We start from the raw sequence: 16,902 nt of genomic DNA, 5'->3' as shown, positions 1-16,902 counted from the left end.
CGTGTCGCCGCCGTCCGTCGCTGCACCGCCGCTCGCGGGCCTTGGGCTCGCCGGCGTCGGGATCGGCGTGACGGGCGGCGGGGGGCACCTTGGAAGCGCGCTCGCGAGCGGGCTCGCCGCGGCCGGCGCGGTGGTGGTGGTGTGCGGGCGCCGCGAGGCGCCGCTCCGCGCCGTCGCCGACGCTGCGGCTGCGCGCGGCGCCGCCGGTCGCGTGTGCTGGGAGGTGGCCGACGTCGCGCGGCCCGACGACGTCGAGCGCGTCCTCGACCGCATCGAGCGCGAGGCGGGCGCTGTCGGCGGCTGGGTGAACAACGCCTACGGGGGCCCGGGCGGGCTGCTGTTCGCGGACCTCACGCCGGAGACAGCGCGCGCCGCGCTCGCGAGCGGCCTCGCCGACCCGATCCTCGCCACGCAGGCCGCCGCGCGACGCATGCGTGGAGGGGGCGGGGCGATCGTGAACGTGGCCTCGATGTACGGCCACGTCTCACCGCAACCCGCTGCCTATCGGCGTCATCCACAGTGGCACAACCCCCCGGCCTACGGCGCAGCCAAGGCGGGCCTCGTGCAGTTCACGCGCTACGCGGCCTGCCACCTGGGCCCGCTCGGGATCCGCGTCAACAGCGTCTCGCCGGGTCCCTTCCCCCGCGACGAGATCCGTGGCGACGCCGATTTCCGGGCCGCGCTCGAGGCGCGCACGCCGCTCGGGCGGGTGGCCGCCGCCGAGGAGCTGGTCGGGCCGGTTGCGTTCCTGCTCTCCCCCGCGGCGAGCTTCGTGACCGGCCACGACCTGGTCGTCGACGGCGGCTGGACCGCCTGGTGATCGCGGCGCGCCTCGTGCTCGGGACCGCGCAGTGGGGCGGACCCTACGGGATCGCCAACCGCGGCGGACCACCGGTCGCCGACGAGCGGGCGCGCCTGCTCATGCTGGCGCGCGCTGCCGGCGTACGCGGGCTCGACACGGCGCGTGCCTACGGCGAGAGCGAGCAACGCATCGCCGCAGCGATGGCCGCCACCGCGACCTGTTTCACGGTGGGGACCAAGCTCGCTCCCGACGTCTGCCCGCCGGGTGCGTCGGAGGCCGAGGTGCACGCGCGCGTCGAGCAGAGCCTCCTCGCGAGCCGCGAGGCGCTCGGTGTGGAGCGCCTCGATGCGCTGCTCCTGCACCGGGCAGCGCACCGGGAGGCCGCGGCCGGCGCGCTCTGGGCGCGACTACGGGCGGAACGCCGAGCCGGCCGGATCGGCCGGCTCGGCGTCTCCGCGGCGAGCCCCGCCGAGGCCTGGGACGCGCTCGCCGATCCCACCGTCGAGCGCGTCCAGGTGGCGGCGAGCCTGTTCGACCAGCGGTTGCTGCGCACCGGCTTCTTTGCCGAGGCTGCGGCGCGTGGCGTCGAGGTGCAGGTGCGCAGCGTGTTCCTCCAGGGCGCCGCCCTCCTGCCGCCCGACGCCCTGCCGCCCGCACTCGCTGCGCTGCGGCCGCCGCTCGCACGCGTCCACGCCTTCGCCGCGGCGCATGCGTTGCCGCTCCCCGCGCTGCTGCTCGGCTTTGCGGCTGCGGTCCCTGGCGTGGCGCTCGTGATCGGCGTCGAGTGCGCGGCCCAGCTCGGCGCGCACCTGCGGGCAGACGCGGCGATCGCGCGTGCGGCGCGCCTGCAGCAGGAGCTTGCGGTGCTGGTGCCGCCGCTCCCCGAGACAGTCCTGGATCCCTGGCGCTGGCAGAACGCGGCATCGCCTCACCAGTCGAGGGAGCTGGCGTAGCCGAGCTCGACGAGCTCGCACCCGGCCAGGTCCTTGAAGACCGCGCGGTGCCGGGTGCCGAACCAGCGTCGCCAGTCGCCGCGCCGGCCCGCGCGCAGGTGGCGTGGCGCCTGTTCGCGCATGCGTGCGAAGTCCGCGTCGCGTGCGATCGCGGACGCGTCGACCGGCAGACCGAGGTGTGCGGCGAGGGCGGCGACCGTCGCCTCTCGGTCCTCGACCAGCGCCTCGTAGCGCACCAGCCGCCAGCCACCGGCGCGGCCGGCCAGAGCGCGCACGTGGTCGCGCCAGGCCGTCACCTTGCCGGCGAAGAAGTCGAGGTCCCCGTAGATCTGCTCGATCGTCTCGAAGCGGTGGTCCGGGTAGAGCGCCAGGATCGCGGGCGTCACCAGGTAGTGGAGCATCGAGTTCACGACGTCGCGGCCGTCGCGCAGCACGTAGAGACGGTGCGAGAAGCGTGGGCTCCAGGGCGCCAGCTCGTCCGGTCGATCGTGGCTCCAGACCAGCGTCGAGTGTGCCAGTGCCAGCTCGATGTCGAGCGGCAGGAAGCGGCAGCGATGGTCCGGGAACTGCACGTGCCAGCGCCCGTCGACGAGCTTGAAGTTGTCCACGCGGTGGGCGTCGGGCATGCGCCGCGTGGCGCCGCAGAGTCCATCGATCACCGCTCCCACGCCGCTCGCCTCGACGAAGGAGCGGAAGCGTCCGTGCCGGCCGAGGATCGCCGCCACGATCCCGTGCAGCAGCCAGTTGCCGGACTTCGAGTAGCCGCACTGGAGGACGCGCAGCGGGGCTCCGTCCGGAGGAGTCAACGCCGCTCGCATACCATCACCGTGTTGTTGCCCACCGGATCCCCCGGGACGACGATGCGTCCAGCCTTGATCCCGATCAGTTCGTGGATCCGGAAGCGCGCGGTCACCAGTGCGCGCAACTCGTCGAGCGAGAACTCCCGGTGGTGATGCGGGTTGAGCGGCACGGCGCCGAGCGAGCTCTGCGGCGTCGAGAGCACCAGGACCCCGCCGGGCCGCAGCACGCGGGCGAACGAGGCCAGGCAGGCTTCGGGATCCACCGTGTGCTCGAGCGTCTCGAACGACGTAACGGCGTCGAAGCGACCGGTGGGGAAGGGCAATCGGGACACGTCGGCGACGACGGCGCGCACCGGCCAGCGGCGTGCGCGCAGCCCGGCAAGTCGCGGGAGCTGGCCGCGCGCGAGGTCGACGGCGACGACCTCGGCCACCCGCTCGGCCAGGAAGCGTGTGCCGCCGCCGTCTCCGCAGGCGGCCTCGAGGACGCGGAAGTCGGACGCGAGGTGCGCGGCGGCAAGCTCGTAGTGGAAGCGCGACTGGTCGCCGGCGGCCTGGCGGTGCGCGGGGTCCCCCTCGGCGCGCGGCGTGTCGTAGAGGGCACGCGCGGCACGACGCCAGGCGTGCAGGCGGGCCGGCGCGTAGCGGGGCGGGGGGAAGTGCCGCCAGCGCAGGCCGCTCTCCGCCCGGCAGGCCGCATGGCGCGGGTACGCGCGCAGGGCGGCGTCGCGGGCCGGGTGGAGCGCCGCGGCCAGCCGGCGCAGCGCGCCCACTCGATACACCTCGGAGGCGAAAGCCGGCGGGAAGTCGTCGGGCAGCTTCGCGCAGTCGAGTCCCTCGGCCGTCGCGCAGGCCGCCAGCGCCTCGGTGACGTCGAGGTCGACGAAGGGGTGCTGGCCGTCGCAGCGCGCGACGAGTGCGCCGGCGGGGAGATCGGCTGTTGCATCGACGAGCCTCGCGAGCGGATCGCCGTCGTGGGCGAACAGGCGCGCGAAGCGGGCCGGTGCGATGCGCGGCGCGAGTCCGGGGAAGGGCCCCTCGCGATCGAAGGCCGGTGCCACCAGGGTCACTCCGAGCGCCGGCCAGCGTGCAGCGACGCGCTCGAGGGTATGCACGACGGCAGGGCGCCCTTCCAGCGGCTGCAGGCAGGGGTCGGGTGCGCCCTTCCAGGAGCGCGAGCTCGCCTGTACGAGGAAGCGCGCCAGCGGAACGTTGCGCGCCGTGCTCACGACGCGTCTCCCGGCGTGTAGCCGAGCGCGGCCAGCGCCTCGCCCGCCGCCTCTTCGAAGGCGAGCCGTTGGGCGGGGCCGAAGGCTTCGCGCCAGCCCCCCGGCGCACCGCGGCGAAGGTGGCCCGGCGCATCGGGCGCGAGCGCCGCGAACGTGAGCCGCGCTCCGAGCGCGGGTGCGTCGACGGCAAGCCCGAGCGCCGCTGCGACCCGCTCCACGGTGCCGGCCGGGTCACGTGCCAGGTCCTCGAGGCGCACGAGCAGGAAGCGCTCGCGGTGCTTCAGGTACGAACCCACGTGCTCGGACCAGCGCCGGGCGTAGCGCGTGAAGAGCGGCAGGTCGGCGTAGACCGCGGCCGGCGACGCGTGCCGGTACTCGGGGTGCAGGCGCCGGATCTCCGGACGCACCACGTGATGGGCGAGCGAGTCGAGGACGTCGCGCCCGTCGCGGGCGACGTAGACGCGGTGCGTGACCGCGTCGAGCTCGGGACGGGACGCTACCTCGCACGGGTCGTGCGTCCAGAGCAAGGTCGAGCCCGCGAGCAGGAGTCCGGCGTCGACGGGCAGCCAGCGGCAGTCCGGGTGCGGGAACTCGAGGAGCGCAGCCCCGCTCGCAAACGAGACGGCGTCGACCTCGGCGGCCTCCGGGAAGAGCAGCTGCTCGGCACCCAGCGTCGCGGCGACGTGGGCCAACCCGGTGCGCCGCTTGAAGGATTGGCGCAGGCCGTGACGATCGAGCAGCGCGGCCAGCAGACGGTAGACGCCATAGTTGCCCGACTTCGGGAATCCGCATTGGAGTACCCGCGGCGCCCGCGACCGGGAGGGCACGGCCGTCACAGCACCGCCCACGCGACGTTCGGGTCGAACGGGAACTTGCGCAGCCGTAGCCGGCGCAGGTCGAACCGCTCGAGCAGCGCCTCGGTCTCGCCCGGCCAGTACGCGCTGTTGACCTCGTCGAAGGCGATCACGGCGCCCTTCGGCATGCGCGGAAGCAGGTGCTCGAGCGCGGCCCGGGTCGGCTCGTAGAGGTCGAAGTCGAGGAACAGCAACGCCACCAGCAGGTGCCGGTTCTCGGCGACGAAGCGCGGGATCGTCTCGCAAGCATCACCGCGCACCAGCTCGATCTTGGGATGGTGGCCGAGGATGCGGCCGCGGTCGTGGAGCTCCGCCAGCGCCGACAGCTCGCCGTGGACGTCGTGCGTGGGCGCGAAACCGCCGGGGCGGCGCTCGGCGAGCGGCGTCCCGGCGGCGGGCTCGTCGTGGGCCGAGAGTGCGGGGAAGCCCTCGAAGGTGTCGAAGCCGATCACGCGCCGGTGGATCGCGAAGGGCTCGAGGGTCGAGGAGAGCTTGGCCCACGCGAACAGTCCCCCCCCCTGCCGCACCCCGCACTCGATCACCGAGCCCTTGACGTCGAGCGCGCGGCGGAACAGCTCGTAACGGACCACGAAGCGCAGCAGGCTCGGCCGCGGCACGTACTTCTCGAAATTGGCGAGTCGCTCCGCGAGAGGCGCGCCGCAGGCGGCGAAGAACGCCGCCTCGCTGTCTGCGATGGGCGCCGGTGCGGCGGAAGGCCGGTCTAGCACGCGCCCGGGCACGGGGTCCCCAGCGCGTCGTAGGCGGCGCGGCGCGGCGCAGGCAGGGTGAGCCAGCTGCGTGCGAAATCGTCGAGGCCCCGGCCGGTGAGCGGGTGGTCGAGTACGAGGTCCCAGGTGGCGGGCGGCACCGTGGCAACGTGCGCGCCGGCCAGCGCGGCGAGTCGCAGGTGGCCGGGGTTGCGCACGCTCGCGACGAGCAGCTCGGTCGGCGAGCCGAGGCGCGCGAGCAGGCTGGCGGCGTCCGCCACGCGCTGCTCGTCACCGAGCCCGAAGTCCTCCGTGCGGCCGAGGATCAGGCTCACGTAGGCGACGGGCACCCGTGCGAAGGCCACGATCTGCGCGGGCTCGAAGCAGAGCGTCACGTTGCACGGGATGCCCTCCGCACCGAGCGTGCGGGCGGCCTCCAGGCCGGCGCGGTCGGCGGGAAGTTTGACCACGACGTTCGGCGCCAGCGCGGCGAGTCCGCGACCCTGTGCCACCATCTCCTTGGCGTCGCCGTGCGTCACCTGCGCGGACACGGGGCCGGCGACGCGTGCCGCGATCGCGCGCAGCACGTCGAGGGGTTCACCCGGCTCGCGCGCGAGCAACGCCGGGTTGCTGGTGACCCCGTCGACCAGGCCGAGCGGCGCGAGCCGCTCGATCTCAGCGAGCGAGGCCGTATCGAGGAAGAGCTTCACGGTGGTTTTCCTCCGTAACGGCCGCGGGTGATGCGGCCTCGGGTTCGACATCGAAGCGCACGGCCGCGACGGCGGCCTCGGCGCGCGCGATCGCCTGGTCGGCGCCTTCGCCGATCGCGATCACGGAGCCGACGCGGCAGGTGTGGTCGGTCAGCGGGCGGATCCGGTCGCCGGGCTCGACGGTGAGCTCGGCCCACGCGACGCCGGGCAGGCGCGCCGCCGCGGCGAAGCCCGTGACCGCGCGCAATCGTCCCGGCGGCGGCCGGAAGAAGCGATTCGCCACCGGCGTCGCGCGGCGCGGCCGCAGCGTCGTCGGATCGACGGGAACGCCGACGGCGTGACACGCGGCGGCAGCGACGAGGTCTACACCGGTCGAGAGCGGAATCGTGAGCGTGCAGAAGGCGCCCCCCGAGAGCCGCGCCGCCACCTCGATCACGCGCAGGGTGCCGTCCTCGTCGACCACGAGGTCACCCTTCACGATGCCGCCCGGCAGGCCGAGCGCATGCGCGGCGGCGCGCACCAGCGCGTCGACGCGTGGCGCCAGCACGGTGGCCGCCCGGGCCGGCTGGAGGCCACCGTTCTCGATGACGTGCGGCGCGCACGCCTCGAGCCACTCGTAGTTCCGATCGGCGAGGCCAGGCGTCGCGATCGTGTCGCCCGCGACGAAGGACTCGCTCGAGAGCTGTGGTCCGGGGACGAAGCGCTCCACCAGCACGCGACCCGCCGGCGAGGCCGCTTGCGCGGCGGCGAAGGCCGCCGCGACGTCGTCGCCCGGGCGCAGCCGGACCACGCCACGCGCGCCACGGCTGTCGACCGGCTTCACGATCGCTGGCAGCCCGATACGGCGCAGCGCGGAGCTCAGGTCGGCAGCGGAGGCTACCGGAGCGAACTCGGGTACCGGCACGCCGCCCGCGCGCAGCGCTTCCTTCATCGCAAGCTTGTCCGCCGCGCGGCGTGCAGCGGCGAGCGGGAGTCCGGGCAGGCCCAGCGCGTCGGCGACGCTCGCCACGGTGACGGGTACGTCGGCCGCGATCGTGAGCACGCCGTCGAGCGGCAGGCGCGCGTGCAGGGCGCGAGCGGCAGCCACTGTCGCCTCGGCGTCGTAGGTGCTGGCGAGCAGGCGCTCGTCGGCGAGGGCGAAGCCGGGGGCTGCGGGATCCCGGTCGCTCACCGCGAGCCGGGCGCCGAGCGCGCGCAGGCGTGCGAAGCCGGGCAGCGCCTCACGGCCCCCGCCGACCAGCAGGAGGTGGCGTCCCGCCAGCGCGCTCATCGCACCCACGCGCCGCCGTTCACCGAGATCGTCTGCGCGGTGACGTAGCTGGCCTCGTCGGAGGCCAGGAAGACGGCGGCACCGGGTACCTCGTCGGGTCGACCGAGGCGGCCGAGCAGGATCGTCGGCAGGATGCGGTCGCGCAGCGACGCCGGCATCGAGCGGTCCGTGAGCTCGGAGTCGATCACGCCCGGCGAGAGGCAGTTCACGGTGATGCCGCGGGGCCCGAGGAAGCGGGCCAGGCAGTGGGTCAGCGCCATCACGCCAGCCTTGGCGGCGGCGTAGGAGGGGGTGCGCGGGCCGCCGTACTCGCCCGACAGCGAGCCGACGTTGATCACGCGCCCGCCCTGCGGCAGGTACGGCAGCGCCTCCTGGCAGCACACGAAGACACCCTTCAAGTCGACGTCGAGCACCGCGTCCCACTGGGCGTCGCTGATCTGGTCGAAGTCGCCGGTCACGTTGACGCCCGCGTTGTTGACGAGCACGTCGATGCGGCCGTAGCGGGCGGCCACCGTCGCCATCGCTCCGCGCACGCTCGTGCGATCGCGCACGTCGAGCGCCAGCGGCTCGGCGCAGCCGGCGTCGGCCGCGAGCTTCTCCGCGTCGGCGCGGCCCGTGCAGTACGTGGGCACCGCAATCGCGCCCTCGCGCGCAAAGGCGCGTACGATCGCCGCACCCAGCCCGCGGCTCCCCCCCGTCACCAGGCACACCTTGCCCCGTAGCCTCACCTCTGTCCCCCCTCGCTCGCGATCGCGCACCGCGCGGCGTCCATCGCCTCGACGAGCCGAACCGCGCCCCGCCCGTCGCCGAGCAGCGCGCGCGCCCGCGCGGAACGCGGCCGGCGCCACTCCGGATCGAGCACCGTCTCGAGCAGCCGCCGGTGCAGGGCTTCCGGCTCGATGGTGGGCGCGGCGCCGCCGAGGCCGCCGACGCCGATCGCTTCCAGCCCCTCGGCGTCGGCTGCGTCCTCGAGGCCGTGCGCGAGGTACAGGGCCGGCGTTCCGAACCAGGCCAGCTCGTAGACCGTCGTGCCGAAGCCGCACACGGCGAACACGCTGCGCTGCATGAGCAGTCCGAGCGTGCTCCGGTCGAGATCCGTGTGTACGCGGAAGCCGAGCTGGTCGATGCGCCGAAGCAGCGTCTCTCGCCGCCCGAAGCAGCGGCCGATCAGCACGTGGACGGGGCCGAGATCGGCGCCCGCGGCGGCGAGCGCCTTGCCGAGCGGCTCGCAGAGCGTGCCAGTCAGGTCGTGCGGGTCGGCGCCGCCCATCGTGACGAGCACGCCGCTGCGCGCCGGTGTCTCGCAACGCGCGGCGAGCGCGCGGAACTCCCTCGGGATCACACACCAGCGCCCGCCCTGGAGCAGGCGCGGGTGGCGACGGCCGGAGCCGTGCAGGTTGGGCAACACGCTGAGTTCGGCGTCGTCGACGTGATCGGTGCGATCGAGCACGACGCGGTGGGCACCGGCTGCGCCGCCGCGGCGCAGCTCCTCGGCGATCGGCTCACGCGTGTCGAAGAACAGGTGGCGTGCGGGACGCGCAGCGTCGTCGGGCCCGGTCCAGGGCTCGATCTCCGCGGCGGGTAGCAGCTCGGCACACAGCGCGTGGGCCGCTGCGTCACCGCGCAGGGCCAGCGCCACGGACCAGTTGCGGTCGACGGCCTCGCGCGCCACTTCGAGGGTGCGCATGGCGTGGCCGAGGCCGTAGCGCGCGCCGGCCGTGAAGAAGCAGCGCAGGACGACGGGCACGCTCACGCCGCCAGCCCCGCTCGCGTCGTCCGGAGCGGGCGCAGGCCGTCGGCCGGATCGGCGCGCCAGGCGCGTTCGTCGGCTTCACCGGCGTCCGGCTCCTTGGTGCCGTCGCCGTCGGCAGCCAGACCGGTGCGTACCAGCCGGATCGTCTCGGCGGCGCGCTCCGGCAGCCAGCAATGCCCCGGCTCGAACTCGGCACCCGCTCCGTCGAGGTCGAGGTGCAGCTCGACGATTTCGGCGCCGTGCCGGTGCACGGCACGCAACACGACGGCGGGATCTGCGCTGTGGTCGGACCAGCCGATCCGTAGCCGTACGCCGGGCAGCGCCGGCGCCAGCGCGCGCAAGGTGCCGAGCGCGCCCAGGTTCGCGGCGCTCGGCGGTGTCGGGTAGAGCGACACGCAGTGGAGAAGGCCGAGGTCTCGGCAGCCGTTCGCGGCGAGCACGCGTGCCGCGTGCTCCACCTCCGCGAGCGTTGCCATGCCGGTCGAGAGCACGACGGGAAGCCCGCTCCGCGCGCAGGCGCGCAGCAGGTCCTCCCACAGCAGCTCGTAGGAGGCGATCTTCAGGAAGTCCACGCAGGGCGCCAGCAAGTCGACGGCGTCGAGATGGAACGGCGTGCAAGAGAAGCCGAGCCCGCGCGCGCGTGCGCGTTCGGCGAGGATGGGCACGAACGCTTCGGGAAGCTCCCACGCCTCGCGCGCGCGGTGCGTGGCGCTGCCCGCGAGCACCTCGGCCGCGAACAGCTCGCGTACGCGGAAGAGCTGGAACTTCACGACGTCGCAGCCGATCTCGGCCGCGGTATCGACGAAGGCCAGTGCGCGGTCGAGGTCGCGGGCGTGGTTGCTCGCCACCTCGGCGACGAAGATCACCCGTCCCGGATCCGGTGCGGTCGGCAGCTTCTGCTCGTCGCGCATTTCGCTCTGCAAGGCGTTCGCTCCATCCTGCAAATCGCCAGGCCCTTCGCAGCCGGCCAGGGGCGGTCGCCGGGGGCAACTGCAAGCGGCGTGCCTTTCGGGTGGCGGCCGGCGCGGCGGCGGCTGCGCGCCGCGACGGCCCGCTGGTAGGCACCCTGCGTGCGGGCGAAACCCGTCGACCTGCGCCCAGCGCTCACGCGCGGATGGGCTTGGCACCGTCCTTGCTCTCTGCGGGTGGGTGCGCCGCACGGAATCCATTCGTGTGTCGGCGACGGAGGGGCCCGATGACGGCTTTGCGCCACAACGGTCGGCTCGACCGGCTCGATCCAGGGCGTCACCCGACCGTGGGTGCGGCGCTCGAAGCCTGTCTGCACGCGGATGGCGAAGAGCACGTGCTGGTGGCGGTGCACGTGGACGGACGGGCGATCGACGAAAGCGAGTTTCCCGAGTTGTACGAGCTGGCGAGCGACGGCGTGGCGAAGATCGATGTGATCTCGCGTCCACTCCGTGGCGTCGCGATCGACGCGCTGGAGAGCGCCGCCGACTACGCGCCGGGGCTTGCGGCCGCACTGGCGCGCGCCGCCGGCCTGCTGCGCGCGGGCGAGTCCGGGCGGGCCGTGGCGTTGTGGGCGGAGGCCTGCGAAGCGCTCGAGATGCTCCTGCACGCTCTCGCGGTCGTGGGCGCCGCTCTCACCGAGGCGCGCGACCTGCCCGCCGCCACCGCCATCGCGCTGCGCGCGCCACTGGCGGCCGCAGTCGCCGCCCATGAGCGCGGAGACCTCCTGGCGCTCGCCGACCTGCTCGACTACGAGCTGGCGGCGCGGGTCGAGGCGCTCGCCGGCCGGCTCCGGGCGCTCCACACGGCCGGTGCCGCCGCTGCGGCGGAGGGCTGAACCGTGGCCCAACGCATCGCCGGCTCGACCCGCTCCTACTACCGCGTCGAGACGCGCCTTGCCGCACGGCTGCGGCGTGCGACGCTCGCCGACGTCGCGACGCTCGAGCAGCGCCTGGCCGGGCCCGATCCTGACGGCGATGGCCAGGCGGACCTCAGCGCACCGGCCTGGGCTCGCCAGCTCGAGTTCAAGATCGACCGCATGATCGCCCTGCTCGATCCCACGCTACCGCGGCCGCTCGATCCCCAGGCGCTACGCCGCGTCGTCATCTCCGGCGCAGGCATGCGCATGGAATGCGAGGACGAAGACCTGGCGGCGGGCGACGATGTGCTGGTAGAGCTGCTGCTCGGCCAGACGGCGGGCCCGGTCACCGCGATCGGGGAGCTCGTCGCGCGCTACCCGGGCGGGCGCGACGCCGCGCATGACGAGGTGAGCGTGCGCTTCCGGCTGATCGACGAGAGCGATCGCGACGCGATCGTGCGCCTCGTGAATCGGGTGGATCTGGCCCAGCGGCATCGCATGCGACCGGAAGGCGCCGTCCGATGAGTGTCTGCCGGCGGGTCCTGGCCACGGCGCTCTTGCTCGCCGGCGCGTCCGGGCCGGGTGTTCCCGCGCAAGCCGCGATGCCGGATCCCTGGTGGGCGCTCTACGGGGACGCCACGGCGACGCCGCCGATCGACCTTCCGGTCGCCTGGGCGTGTCCCGCGGAGGCGCCGCCCCCGCTTCCGACCCGCGGAGCCCGGCTCGCCCTGCGTGCAGAGCGCCTCGCCAGTGCGCGTGAGCTGTCGGCCGCCGACGCCGCGGCGTGCCGCTGGCTCGGCGCCGCTGCCCTTGCCCTCGTGCTCGAGCTCGTTCCCGAGGCGGCCGCGGAAGCACACCGCGCAGAGTCGCTCGCCGAAGCGGCCGGCGCCGGCGAGGCCGCTGCCGCCGCGCGCTGGCTACGCGCCGAGGCGCTGCTGGCCGCCGGGCGCGTCGAGGAGGCGGAGGCGCTCTACCGCACGCTCACCGAAGCCATGGACGCGGGAGCCGCGGAGGGCGGGCACGAGGCCGAGCCAACGCGAGGGGGGGAGACCGAACGGAGCGCCGCCGACGGCACGGCCCGCTCGGAGATGCCACCGCCCGCGGGCGAGGCGCCTTTCGCCACGGCTGACACAGTGTCGCCGCGCTTGCCCGCCGGGCTCCCGGAGCTCGCCGCTCTCCGCCTTGCCGACATCGCACTTGCGCACGGCGCGAGCCGCACCGCGCTGGCTGCCGCCGATGCAGCCCTGCCGCGCGCCGCGGCGCGCGGTGTCCCGGTCGGCCCCTTCGTGGTGCGCAGCGCCGCCGCGGCTGCCGCGCTCGACCGCACGGACGACGCTCGGACCCGGTTCGAGCGCGCGCTCGAAGCGGAGCTCGACGAGCCGCATCGGGCGGTGGCGCACCTGCGCTTCGCGGAGCTGCTGGCCGGCGCCGGGCGCGAGGGAGAGGCTCGCGCACAGCTCGAGATCGTGCGGAGGGTCGACCCGCAGGCGCCGGCTGCACGACTGGCGGAGCTGCGTGTGCTGGAGCTCGATCTCGACGCGCTGGCGAAGGAAAGCGGCCTGGCCGCCCCTGCACGCGAGCTGCGGACGGCCGAGTTGGTGGAGCGGCTGGCAGCGCTCGATGGGCCGGAGCCGGCTCCGATCGCGGACTACGCGCGCCGGCTCGCGGCGCGGCTCGACCTGCTCGCGGACCGGCCGACGGCCGCGCTCGAGCGGGTGTTGGCACTCGGCGGCGAGGAAGCCGACGCTACGCTCGGCGATGTGCTCGCGCGGCTGTCGACCCAGATCGGTGACGATCTCGACTGCCCGCAGCTCGTCGATCTGCTCGCACCGCACCTGGATGCGCTCCTGCACCGCGCCCCGGATCCCGCACCGTTGGCGGCGCTGGCGCGGTGCCAGGCAGAGCTGCTCGGCCCGGAGGCGGCGCTGCCCCTGCAGCGAGCCGTCGTGCGGGGCTTCGGCCCGCGCGGCCGGGCGGCGGTCGCGCTCGGGCTCGCCGAAGGCCTGCTCGCCGTCGGCCAGCTCGACGCCGTCGCGGCCGCCGCCAACGAGCGCCTCGAAGCACCGGGCGACGACGGCGCCGCCTGGCGCCGGCTGCGCGCCGAGGTGGCGCTGGCGCGCGGTGATGCGGCCGGCGCGGCGGCAATGGTGGCGCCGCTGCTCGCGCCCGCTCCCCTGGCGCCAGCGGCGGCTCCGCTGGATGCGGCGGGACGGTCCGACGCGACTGCCTCGTTCGACAGGGATGCGCAGTCGCAGGATCCGGCAGCGAACGCCGCCGCCCTGGCGTCGGATCCGCCGGTGCCGCTCCGCGTGCAGGTCCCTCCTGCGCCCGTCGCGCCCGCGGAGCAGATCGCCGCGCTGATCGTGCTCACGCGCGCTGCGCGCAGCGCGCCGCGTGACCTCGATCTGGGGGAGCGGCTGATCGGTGCGGTCGAGCGCCTCGGCGACGAGCTCGGTCCCGCCAGCGGTGGAGAGCCCCTGGGCGACGCCGCGCTGCTGGCCGCCCATCGTGCGCGCCGTGAGGGGAGCGGCAGCCGGGCCGCCTCTCTCTACGCCCTCGCTGCAGCAGCGCTGCCGCCGGGCGAGCGCCGCGCGCAGGCGCACTACTGGATCGGCGCGCTCGCGCCCGAAGGCGACGACCGGGGTGAAGCCGCCTTCGCGGCGAGTGCGGCCGAGCCGTCGGGCGGAGCGTGGTCGGCGCTGGCCCGCGAGCGTCGAGCCGTGGCGAGCTTGCACGACGCGCGGCTCACGCGCGGGGATGGCTAGCACATGCCGGTGGCGGCGAACGCGAGCGCCCGGCGCACCGGCCCGTCCGAGCGACCGCACGAGGTGCGACGGCCATGCGAGAGGAGCTAGGGGTGCACGCAGCGATCGCAACGAGCCGTAGCCTGCGCGGTGCGCTGGCGCGCGTCGAGCTGGCCGCGAGCCAGCTCGCGCGCGACGTAGCCACGCCGCGTGCACGCGCGCTGCTGCGCTCGATCTCGGTCGCGGTCGCCGACCTCGACCGCGGGCTCGCGGCGCTGGCCGCCTCGCCCGGGCGCGGCGCGCAGCCCCGGTGCCCCGAGGCCGTGCCGGTGGCCCCGCTCTTGACGACGATCGTCGAGCGCCTGAGGCCGGCCCTGGCCGCGCGCGGTCTGCATCTGGAAGCTGCGGTGGCCGAAGCCGAGACGGCCCTCGCCGGCGAGCCGCAGGCGCTGCGGCGCGCCGCGCTCCTGCTCCTGCGCTGCGTGGCGGCCGGGCTCGCGACGGGCGGCGGGCTGACGCTCGCGGCAGAGCAGGCGCCCGACGATGGGGCACTGGTCCTCGCGGTCGAGGCGGCAGGGCCCGCGCGCGACGGCGCCAGCGACGCGGCAGCGCGCAGCGCGCTCCGCACACTCGTCGCGGCGCAGGGCGCGAGCCTGGAGCACGAGGAGCGCCGCGACGGCGCCTTGCGGCGCGAGCGGCTGGCGGTGCGTTTCGCGAGCGGGGAGGTGGCGTGCAGCGGGTCCTGATCGTCGAGCCGGACCCGGCTCTGGCGGAGCTGCTCGCGGGATGCGTACGCGCGGCGGGATGGCGCGTCGACACCGCTCCGAGCCTCGACGCCGCGCTCGCGGGCGATCCCGGCGCCTTCACCCTGGTGCTGACCGACCTCGCCGACGACGCGGACGTGGCCGGGCTCGAGCGCCTGTGCCGGCGGCCCGACGCGCCCGCAGCGATCGGGATGGGCGAACGGGATCGACTCGCGCTCGCCGTGCGGGCGTTGCGAGGCGGCGCGCGCGCCTTCCTCGGCAAGCCCTTCGACGTGCGCGCCCTCGAGCGCGCGCTCGCGGCAGCGGCCGGCCAGCACGCGCGCGGTCCGCTCGCGCCGCACTTCGCGCCGGTCCCCGGCGATCCCGCGATGCAGGCGCTGGTCCGCGAGGCCGAGGCTGCGGCGCGTGCCGACGCCACCGTCGCGATCGTGGGCGAGGCCGCCACCGGGAGGCGCCGCCTCGCGCGCTATCTGCACGCGGCAAGCTCGCGCCGGGACGGTCCGCTCATGGAGCTCGATGCGCGCGAGCTCGACCAGGCCGGCTCCGTGCTGCTCGGCGACGGCGGTGGCACCCAGGGAGCGCTGGCGGCGGCTCGGGACGGAACGCTCGTGCTGGTGGAGCCGGGCGCTCTGTCGCCCGTGGCCCAGGCACGGCTGCTCGCCGGGCTCGGCGCCGGCGCTGCGCCGCGCGTCGTGGTCATCTGTGAGCGCCCTCTCGGCCCCGACGCGAGGCTGCGCGCGGAGCTTCGACTGCGCCTCGACGTCGTGCGGCTGTTCGTACCGCCGCTGCGCGAGCGGCCGAACGAGCTGGCGCGGCTCGCCGTGGCTCTCGGCGAGCGATTCGCCGCGGCACAGGGTGTCGCACCGCCACGGCTCGGCGCCGCCGCGCTCGCCGCGCTGTGCCAGCATCCGTTTCCCGGGAACCTGCGCGAGCTCGAGAACCTGATGCAGCGCGCGGTGCTGTGGTTCCCGGGCGAGGCTGTCGACGTGGCAGCGCTCCTGGCGCCGCACGCGGCCGCGCGCGCCCGCCGGGCGGCGGCGGCGCCGGTGCTCGACCTGCGCGCGCTCGAGCGTCGCGCGGTCGAGCAGGCGCTCGCGCTGTGCGCGGGCAACCGGACCCGGGCAGCACGCGCGCTCGGGATCAGCGTGCGCACGCTGCGCAACAAGCTCCATCACTATGGCCTGGTGTAGACCTGGGTCGGCAGACCTTTCCACTCCGACATTTCAGGTTGCGATGTGCGATGGCGCGCGGGTCCCGCCCGGAGAGCGGCCGCCGGGTCCAGGTCCGCGTGATCACGACGGTTTCACCAGGGGGCCGCAAGTGGCACGACAGTTGCTTCGATGGCAGGCCGCGGCGCACCGCCGCAGGAGGACCGGCGCTTGGACTGGCTCGGGGGGACCGTTTCCGCGGTCGAGGACGCGATGCGCTTCCGCGTTGCGCGCCAGGCCGTGCTCGCGGCCAACGTCGCGAATGCCGACACGCCCGGCTACCGAAGCGCGGAGGTCACCTTCGCCGACGCGCTCGCGCGCGGTGCGGCGCCGCGCCGCACCCAGGCCGGCCATCTCGGCGGCGACGCCGCGTCGGGCTGGCGGATCACCGCCCAGGGCGGCGCTCCGCGCCCGGACGGCAACGACGTCGACGTCGACCGCGAGCTGGTGGCGCTGTCCCGCAACGCCGGGGCCTTCCGCGAGCAGGCCGAGGTGCTCTCGCGGCTGTTCGCGCTGCGCCAGATCGCACTCGGGCGCGGCCGTTAGGAGGGCCATCGATCATGAGCCTCACGCAGATCTCTGACGTGGCCGTCTCGGGCCTGCTCGCGCAGCGCGCGCGCATGCTCGTGACTGCCTCGAATCTCGCCAACGCCCAGACCACCCGCACCGCCGAGGGTGGGCCGTATCAGCGACGCGACCCCGTCTTCGCCGCTCGTGCGCTCGAGGGCCCGTTCGCCGACCGGCTGGCGCGGCGCCTGCGAAGCGTCGAGGTCCCGCGCGTCGAGATCGACCCGACGCCGGGCCCGCTGCGCTTCGATCCGGGCCATCCCGATGCCGACGCCGAGGGCTACGTGCGCATGCCGAACGTCGACCTGGTCGCGGAGCTCGCGAACCTGCTCACGGCGAGCCGCTCGTTCGAGGCGGACCTGCTTGCGCTCAAGAAGACGCGCGAGATGGGCGAAGCCGCCCTGCGGATCGGCCGGTGACGACGGGCGCCATCGAGAGCGGGGCCCGCGCACTGGCGGGTGATCCGGCGCCCGCCGCCGGCGGGCCGCGCGCGGCTGCCGGCGGCAGCTTCGCGGAGCGGCTCGGCGCGCTGCTCGAGGACGCCGACCGCGTGCAGCAGGACGCCGAAGCACGAGCCCGCGCGCTGGCCGCGGGCCAGGGCGACGTGGTCGAGACGATGGTGTCGCTGTCGCGGGCCGAGCTCTCGGTCCAGCTCGTGACCCAGGTGCGCGACCGCGCACTCGAGGCCTACCACGAGATCATGCGGATGCAGGTGTGAA

19 protein-coding genes are annotated in these 16,902 nt (G+C 75.2%); 10 read left to right on the top strand and 9 right to left on the bottom strand.

Annotation, left to right across the window (positions count from 1 at the left end):
* Window position 1: 1 nt before the first annotated feature.
* Complete coding sequence (locus OZ948_06765; GenBank protein ID MEB2344421.1) at window positions 2–820, top strand: SDR family oxidoreductase; 819 nt, start codon at window positions 2–4, stop codon at window positions 818–820.
* Window positions 817–1,755 carry an aldo/keto reductase gene (locus OZ948_06760; GenBank protein ID MEB2344420.1) on the top strand — a complete coding sequence of 313 codons (939 nt, stop codon included), beginning with the start codon at window positions 817–819 and terminating at the stop codon, window positions 1,753–1,755. Before OZ948_06765 ends, OZ948_06760 begins: the two co-directional genes overlap by 4 nt.
* On the opposite strand, the gene OZ948_06755 is transcribed toward OZ948_06760, so the two are convergent.
* From OZ948_06755 to OZ948_06715, 9 genes are all read right to left on the bottom strand, one after another.
* Window positions 1,731–2,561, bottom strand: coding sequence for a sulfotransferase domain-containing protein (locus OZ948_06755; protein ID MEB2344419.1), 831 nt, complete (start codon window positions 2,559–2,561; stop codon window positions 1,731–1,733). The two genes, OZ948_06760 and OZ948_06755, sit on opposite strands and share 25 nt — an antisense overlap.
* Window positions 2,558–3,781, bottom strand: a complete 1,224-nt coding sequence (locus tag OZ948_06750) for a class I SAM-dependent methyltransferase (protein ID MEB2344418.1) — start codon at window positions 3,779–3,781, stop codon at window positions 2,558–2,560. Before OZ948_06750 ends, OZ948_06755 begins: the two co-directional genes overlap by 4 nt.
* Window positions 3,778–4,608 carry a sulfotransferase domain-containing protein gene (locus tag OZ948_06745; protein MEB2344417.1) on the bottom strand — a complete coding sequence of 277 codons (831 nt, stop codon included), beginning with the start codon at window positions 4,606–4,608 and terminating at the stop codon, window positions 3,778–3,780. Before OZ948_06745 ends, OZ948_06750 begins: the two co-directional genes overlap by 4 nt.
* 5 nt (window positions 4,609–4,613) lie before the next feature.
* Entirely contained in the window at window positions 4,614–5,252 is a 639-nt protein-coding gene (locus OZ948_06740) for a class I SAM-dependent methyltransferase (protein MEB2344416.1), read from the bottom strand.
* Window positions 5,253–5,356: 104 nt separating this feature from the next.
* Entirely contained in the window at window positions 5,357–6,052 is a 696-nt protein-coding gene (locus OZ948_06735; GenBank protein ID MEB2344415.1) for a fructose-6-phosphate aldolase, read from the bottom strand.
* Window positions 6,018–7,322 (bottom strand): ATP-grasp domain-containing protein, encoded by a 1,305-nt coding sequence (locus tag OZ948_06730; protein ID MEB2344414.1) that lies wholly within the window; start codon window positions 7,320–7,322, stop codon window positions 6,018–6,020. The genes OZ948_06735 and OZ948_06730 overlap by 35 nt, the downstream gene beginning before the upstream one ends.
* Window positions 7,319–8,050 carry a 3-oxoacyl-ACP reductase FabG gene (locus OZ948_06725; GenBank protein MEB2344413.1) on the bottom strand — a complete coding sequence of 244 codons (732 nt, stop codon included), beginning with the start codon at window positions 8,048–8,050 and terminating at the stop codon, window positions 7,319–7,321. Before OZ948_06725 ends, OZ948_06730 begins: the two co-directional genes overlap by 4 nt.
* Window positions 8,047–9,075 (bottom strand): hypothetical protein, encoded by a 1,029-nt coding sequence (locus tag OZ948_06720; GenBank protein ID MEB2344412.1) that lies wholly within the window; start codon window positions 9,073–9,075, stop codon window positions 8,047–8,049. The genes OZ948_06725 and OZ948_06720 overlap by 4 nt, the downstream gene beginning before the upstream one ends.
* Window positions 9,072–9,986: an N-acetylneuraminate synthase family protein gene (locus OZ948_06715; GenBank protein MEB2344411.1), complete on the bottom strand. Its 915-nt coding sequence runs from the start codon at window positions 9,984–9,986 to the stop codon at window positions 9,072–9,074. Before OZ948_06715 ends, OZ948_06720 begins: the two co-directional genes overlap by 4 nt.
* A 284-nt stretch (window positions 9,987–10,270) precedes the next feature.
* On the opposite strand from OZ948_06715, the gene OZ948_06710 reads away from it, so the two are divergent.
* The 8 genes from OZ948_06710 to fliE all read left to right on the top strand — a co-directional run bounded on the left by OZ948_06710 (window position 10,271) and on the right by fliE (window position 16,901).
* Window positions 10,271–10,879, top strand: a complete 609-nt coding sequence (locus OZ948_06710) for a hypothetical protein (protein ID MEB2344410.1) — start codon at window positions 10,271–10,273, stop codon at window positions 10,877–10,879.
* 3 nt (window positions 10,880–10,882) lie between these two features.
* Window positions 10,883–11,425 (top strand): PilZ domain-containing protein, encoded by a 543-nt coding sequence (locus OZ948_06705; protein MEB2344409.1) that lies wholly within the window; start codon window positions 10,883–10,885, stop codon window positions 11,423–11,425.
* Window positions 11,422–13,665, top strand: coding sequence for a hypothetical protein (locus tag OZ948_06700; GenBank protein MEB2344408.1), 2,244 nt, complete (start codon window positions 11,422–11,424; stop codon window positions 13,663–13,665). The genes OZ948_06705 and OZ948_06700 overlap by 4 nt, the downstream gene beginning before the upstream one ends.
* A gap of 92 nt (window positions 13,666–13,757) precedes the next feature.
* Window positions 13,758–14,390 carry a hypothetical protein gene (locus OZ948_06695; GenBank protein ID MEB2344407.1) on the top strand — a complete coding sequence of 211 codons (633 nt, stop codon included), beginning with the start codon at window positions 13,758–13,760 and terminating at the stop codon, window positions 14,388–14,390.
* Window positions 14,375–15,598, top strand: coding sequence for a sigma 54-interacting transcriptional regulator (locus OZ948_06690; GenBank protein MEB2344406.1), 1,224 nt, complete (start codon window positions 14,375–14,377; stop codon window positions 15,596–15,598). The genes OZ948_06695 and OZ948_06690 overlap by 16 nt, the downstream gene beginning before the upstream one ends.
* 189 nt (window positions 15,599–15,787) lie before the next feature.
* Complete coding sequence (flgB, locus tag OZ948_06685) at window positions 15,788–16,162, top strand: flagellar basal body rod protein FlgB (GenBank protein ID MEB2344405.1); 375 nt, start codon at window positions 15,788–15,790, stop codon at window positions 16,160–16,162.
* Window positions 16,163–16,176: 14 nt separating this feature from the next.
* A complete protein-coding gene (gene flgC / locus OZ948_06680; protein MEB2344404.1) occupies window positions 16,177–16,602 on the top strand; it encodes a flagellar basal body rod protein FlgC in 426 nt (141 codons plus the stop codon).
* On the top strand, window positions 16,599–16,901 hold the full coding sequence (fliE, locus tag OZ948_06675; protein ID MEB2344403.1) for a flagellar hook-basal body complex protein FliE: 303 nt from the start codon (window positions 16,599–16,601) through the stop codon (window positions 16,899–16,901). The genes flgC and fliE overlap by 4 nt, the downstream gene beginning before the upstream one ends.
* The last annotated feature ends 1 nt before the right edge of the window (window position 16,902 follow it).

This window comes from Deltaproteobacteria bacterium, assembly GCA_035063765.1.
Lineage (GTDB): Bacteria > Myxococcota_A > UBA9160 > UBA9160 > PR03 > CAADGG01.
This window is presented reverse-complemented; position numbering and strand designations above follow the sequence as displayed.

Coding starts and splice junctions, on each gene's coding strand:
- OZ948_06700 (MEB2344408.1), top strand. CDS start 11,422: ATGAGTGTCTGCCGGCGGGTCCTGGCCACGGCGCTCTTGCTCGCCGGC.
- OZ948_06730 (MEB2344414.1), bottom strand. CDS start 7,322: ATGAGCGCGCTGGCGGGACGCCACCTCCTGCTGGTCGGCGGGGGCCGT.
- flgC (MEB2344404.1), top strand. CDS start 16,177: ATGAGCCTCACGCAGATCTCTGACGTGGCCGTCTCGGGCCTGCTCGCG.
- OZ948_06710 (MEB2344410.1), top strand. CDS start 10,271: ATGACGGCTTTGCGCCACAACGGTCGGCTCGACCGGCTCGATCCAGGG.
- OZ948_06715 (MEB2344411.1), bottom strand. CDS start 9,986: ATGCGCGACGAGCAGAAGCTGCCGACCGCACCGGATCCGGGACGGGTG.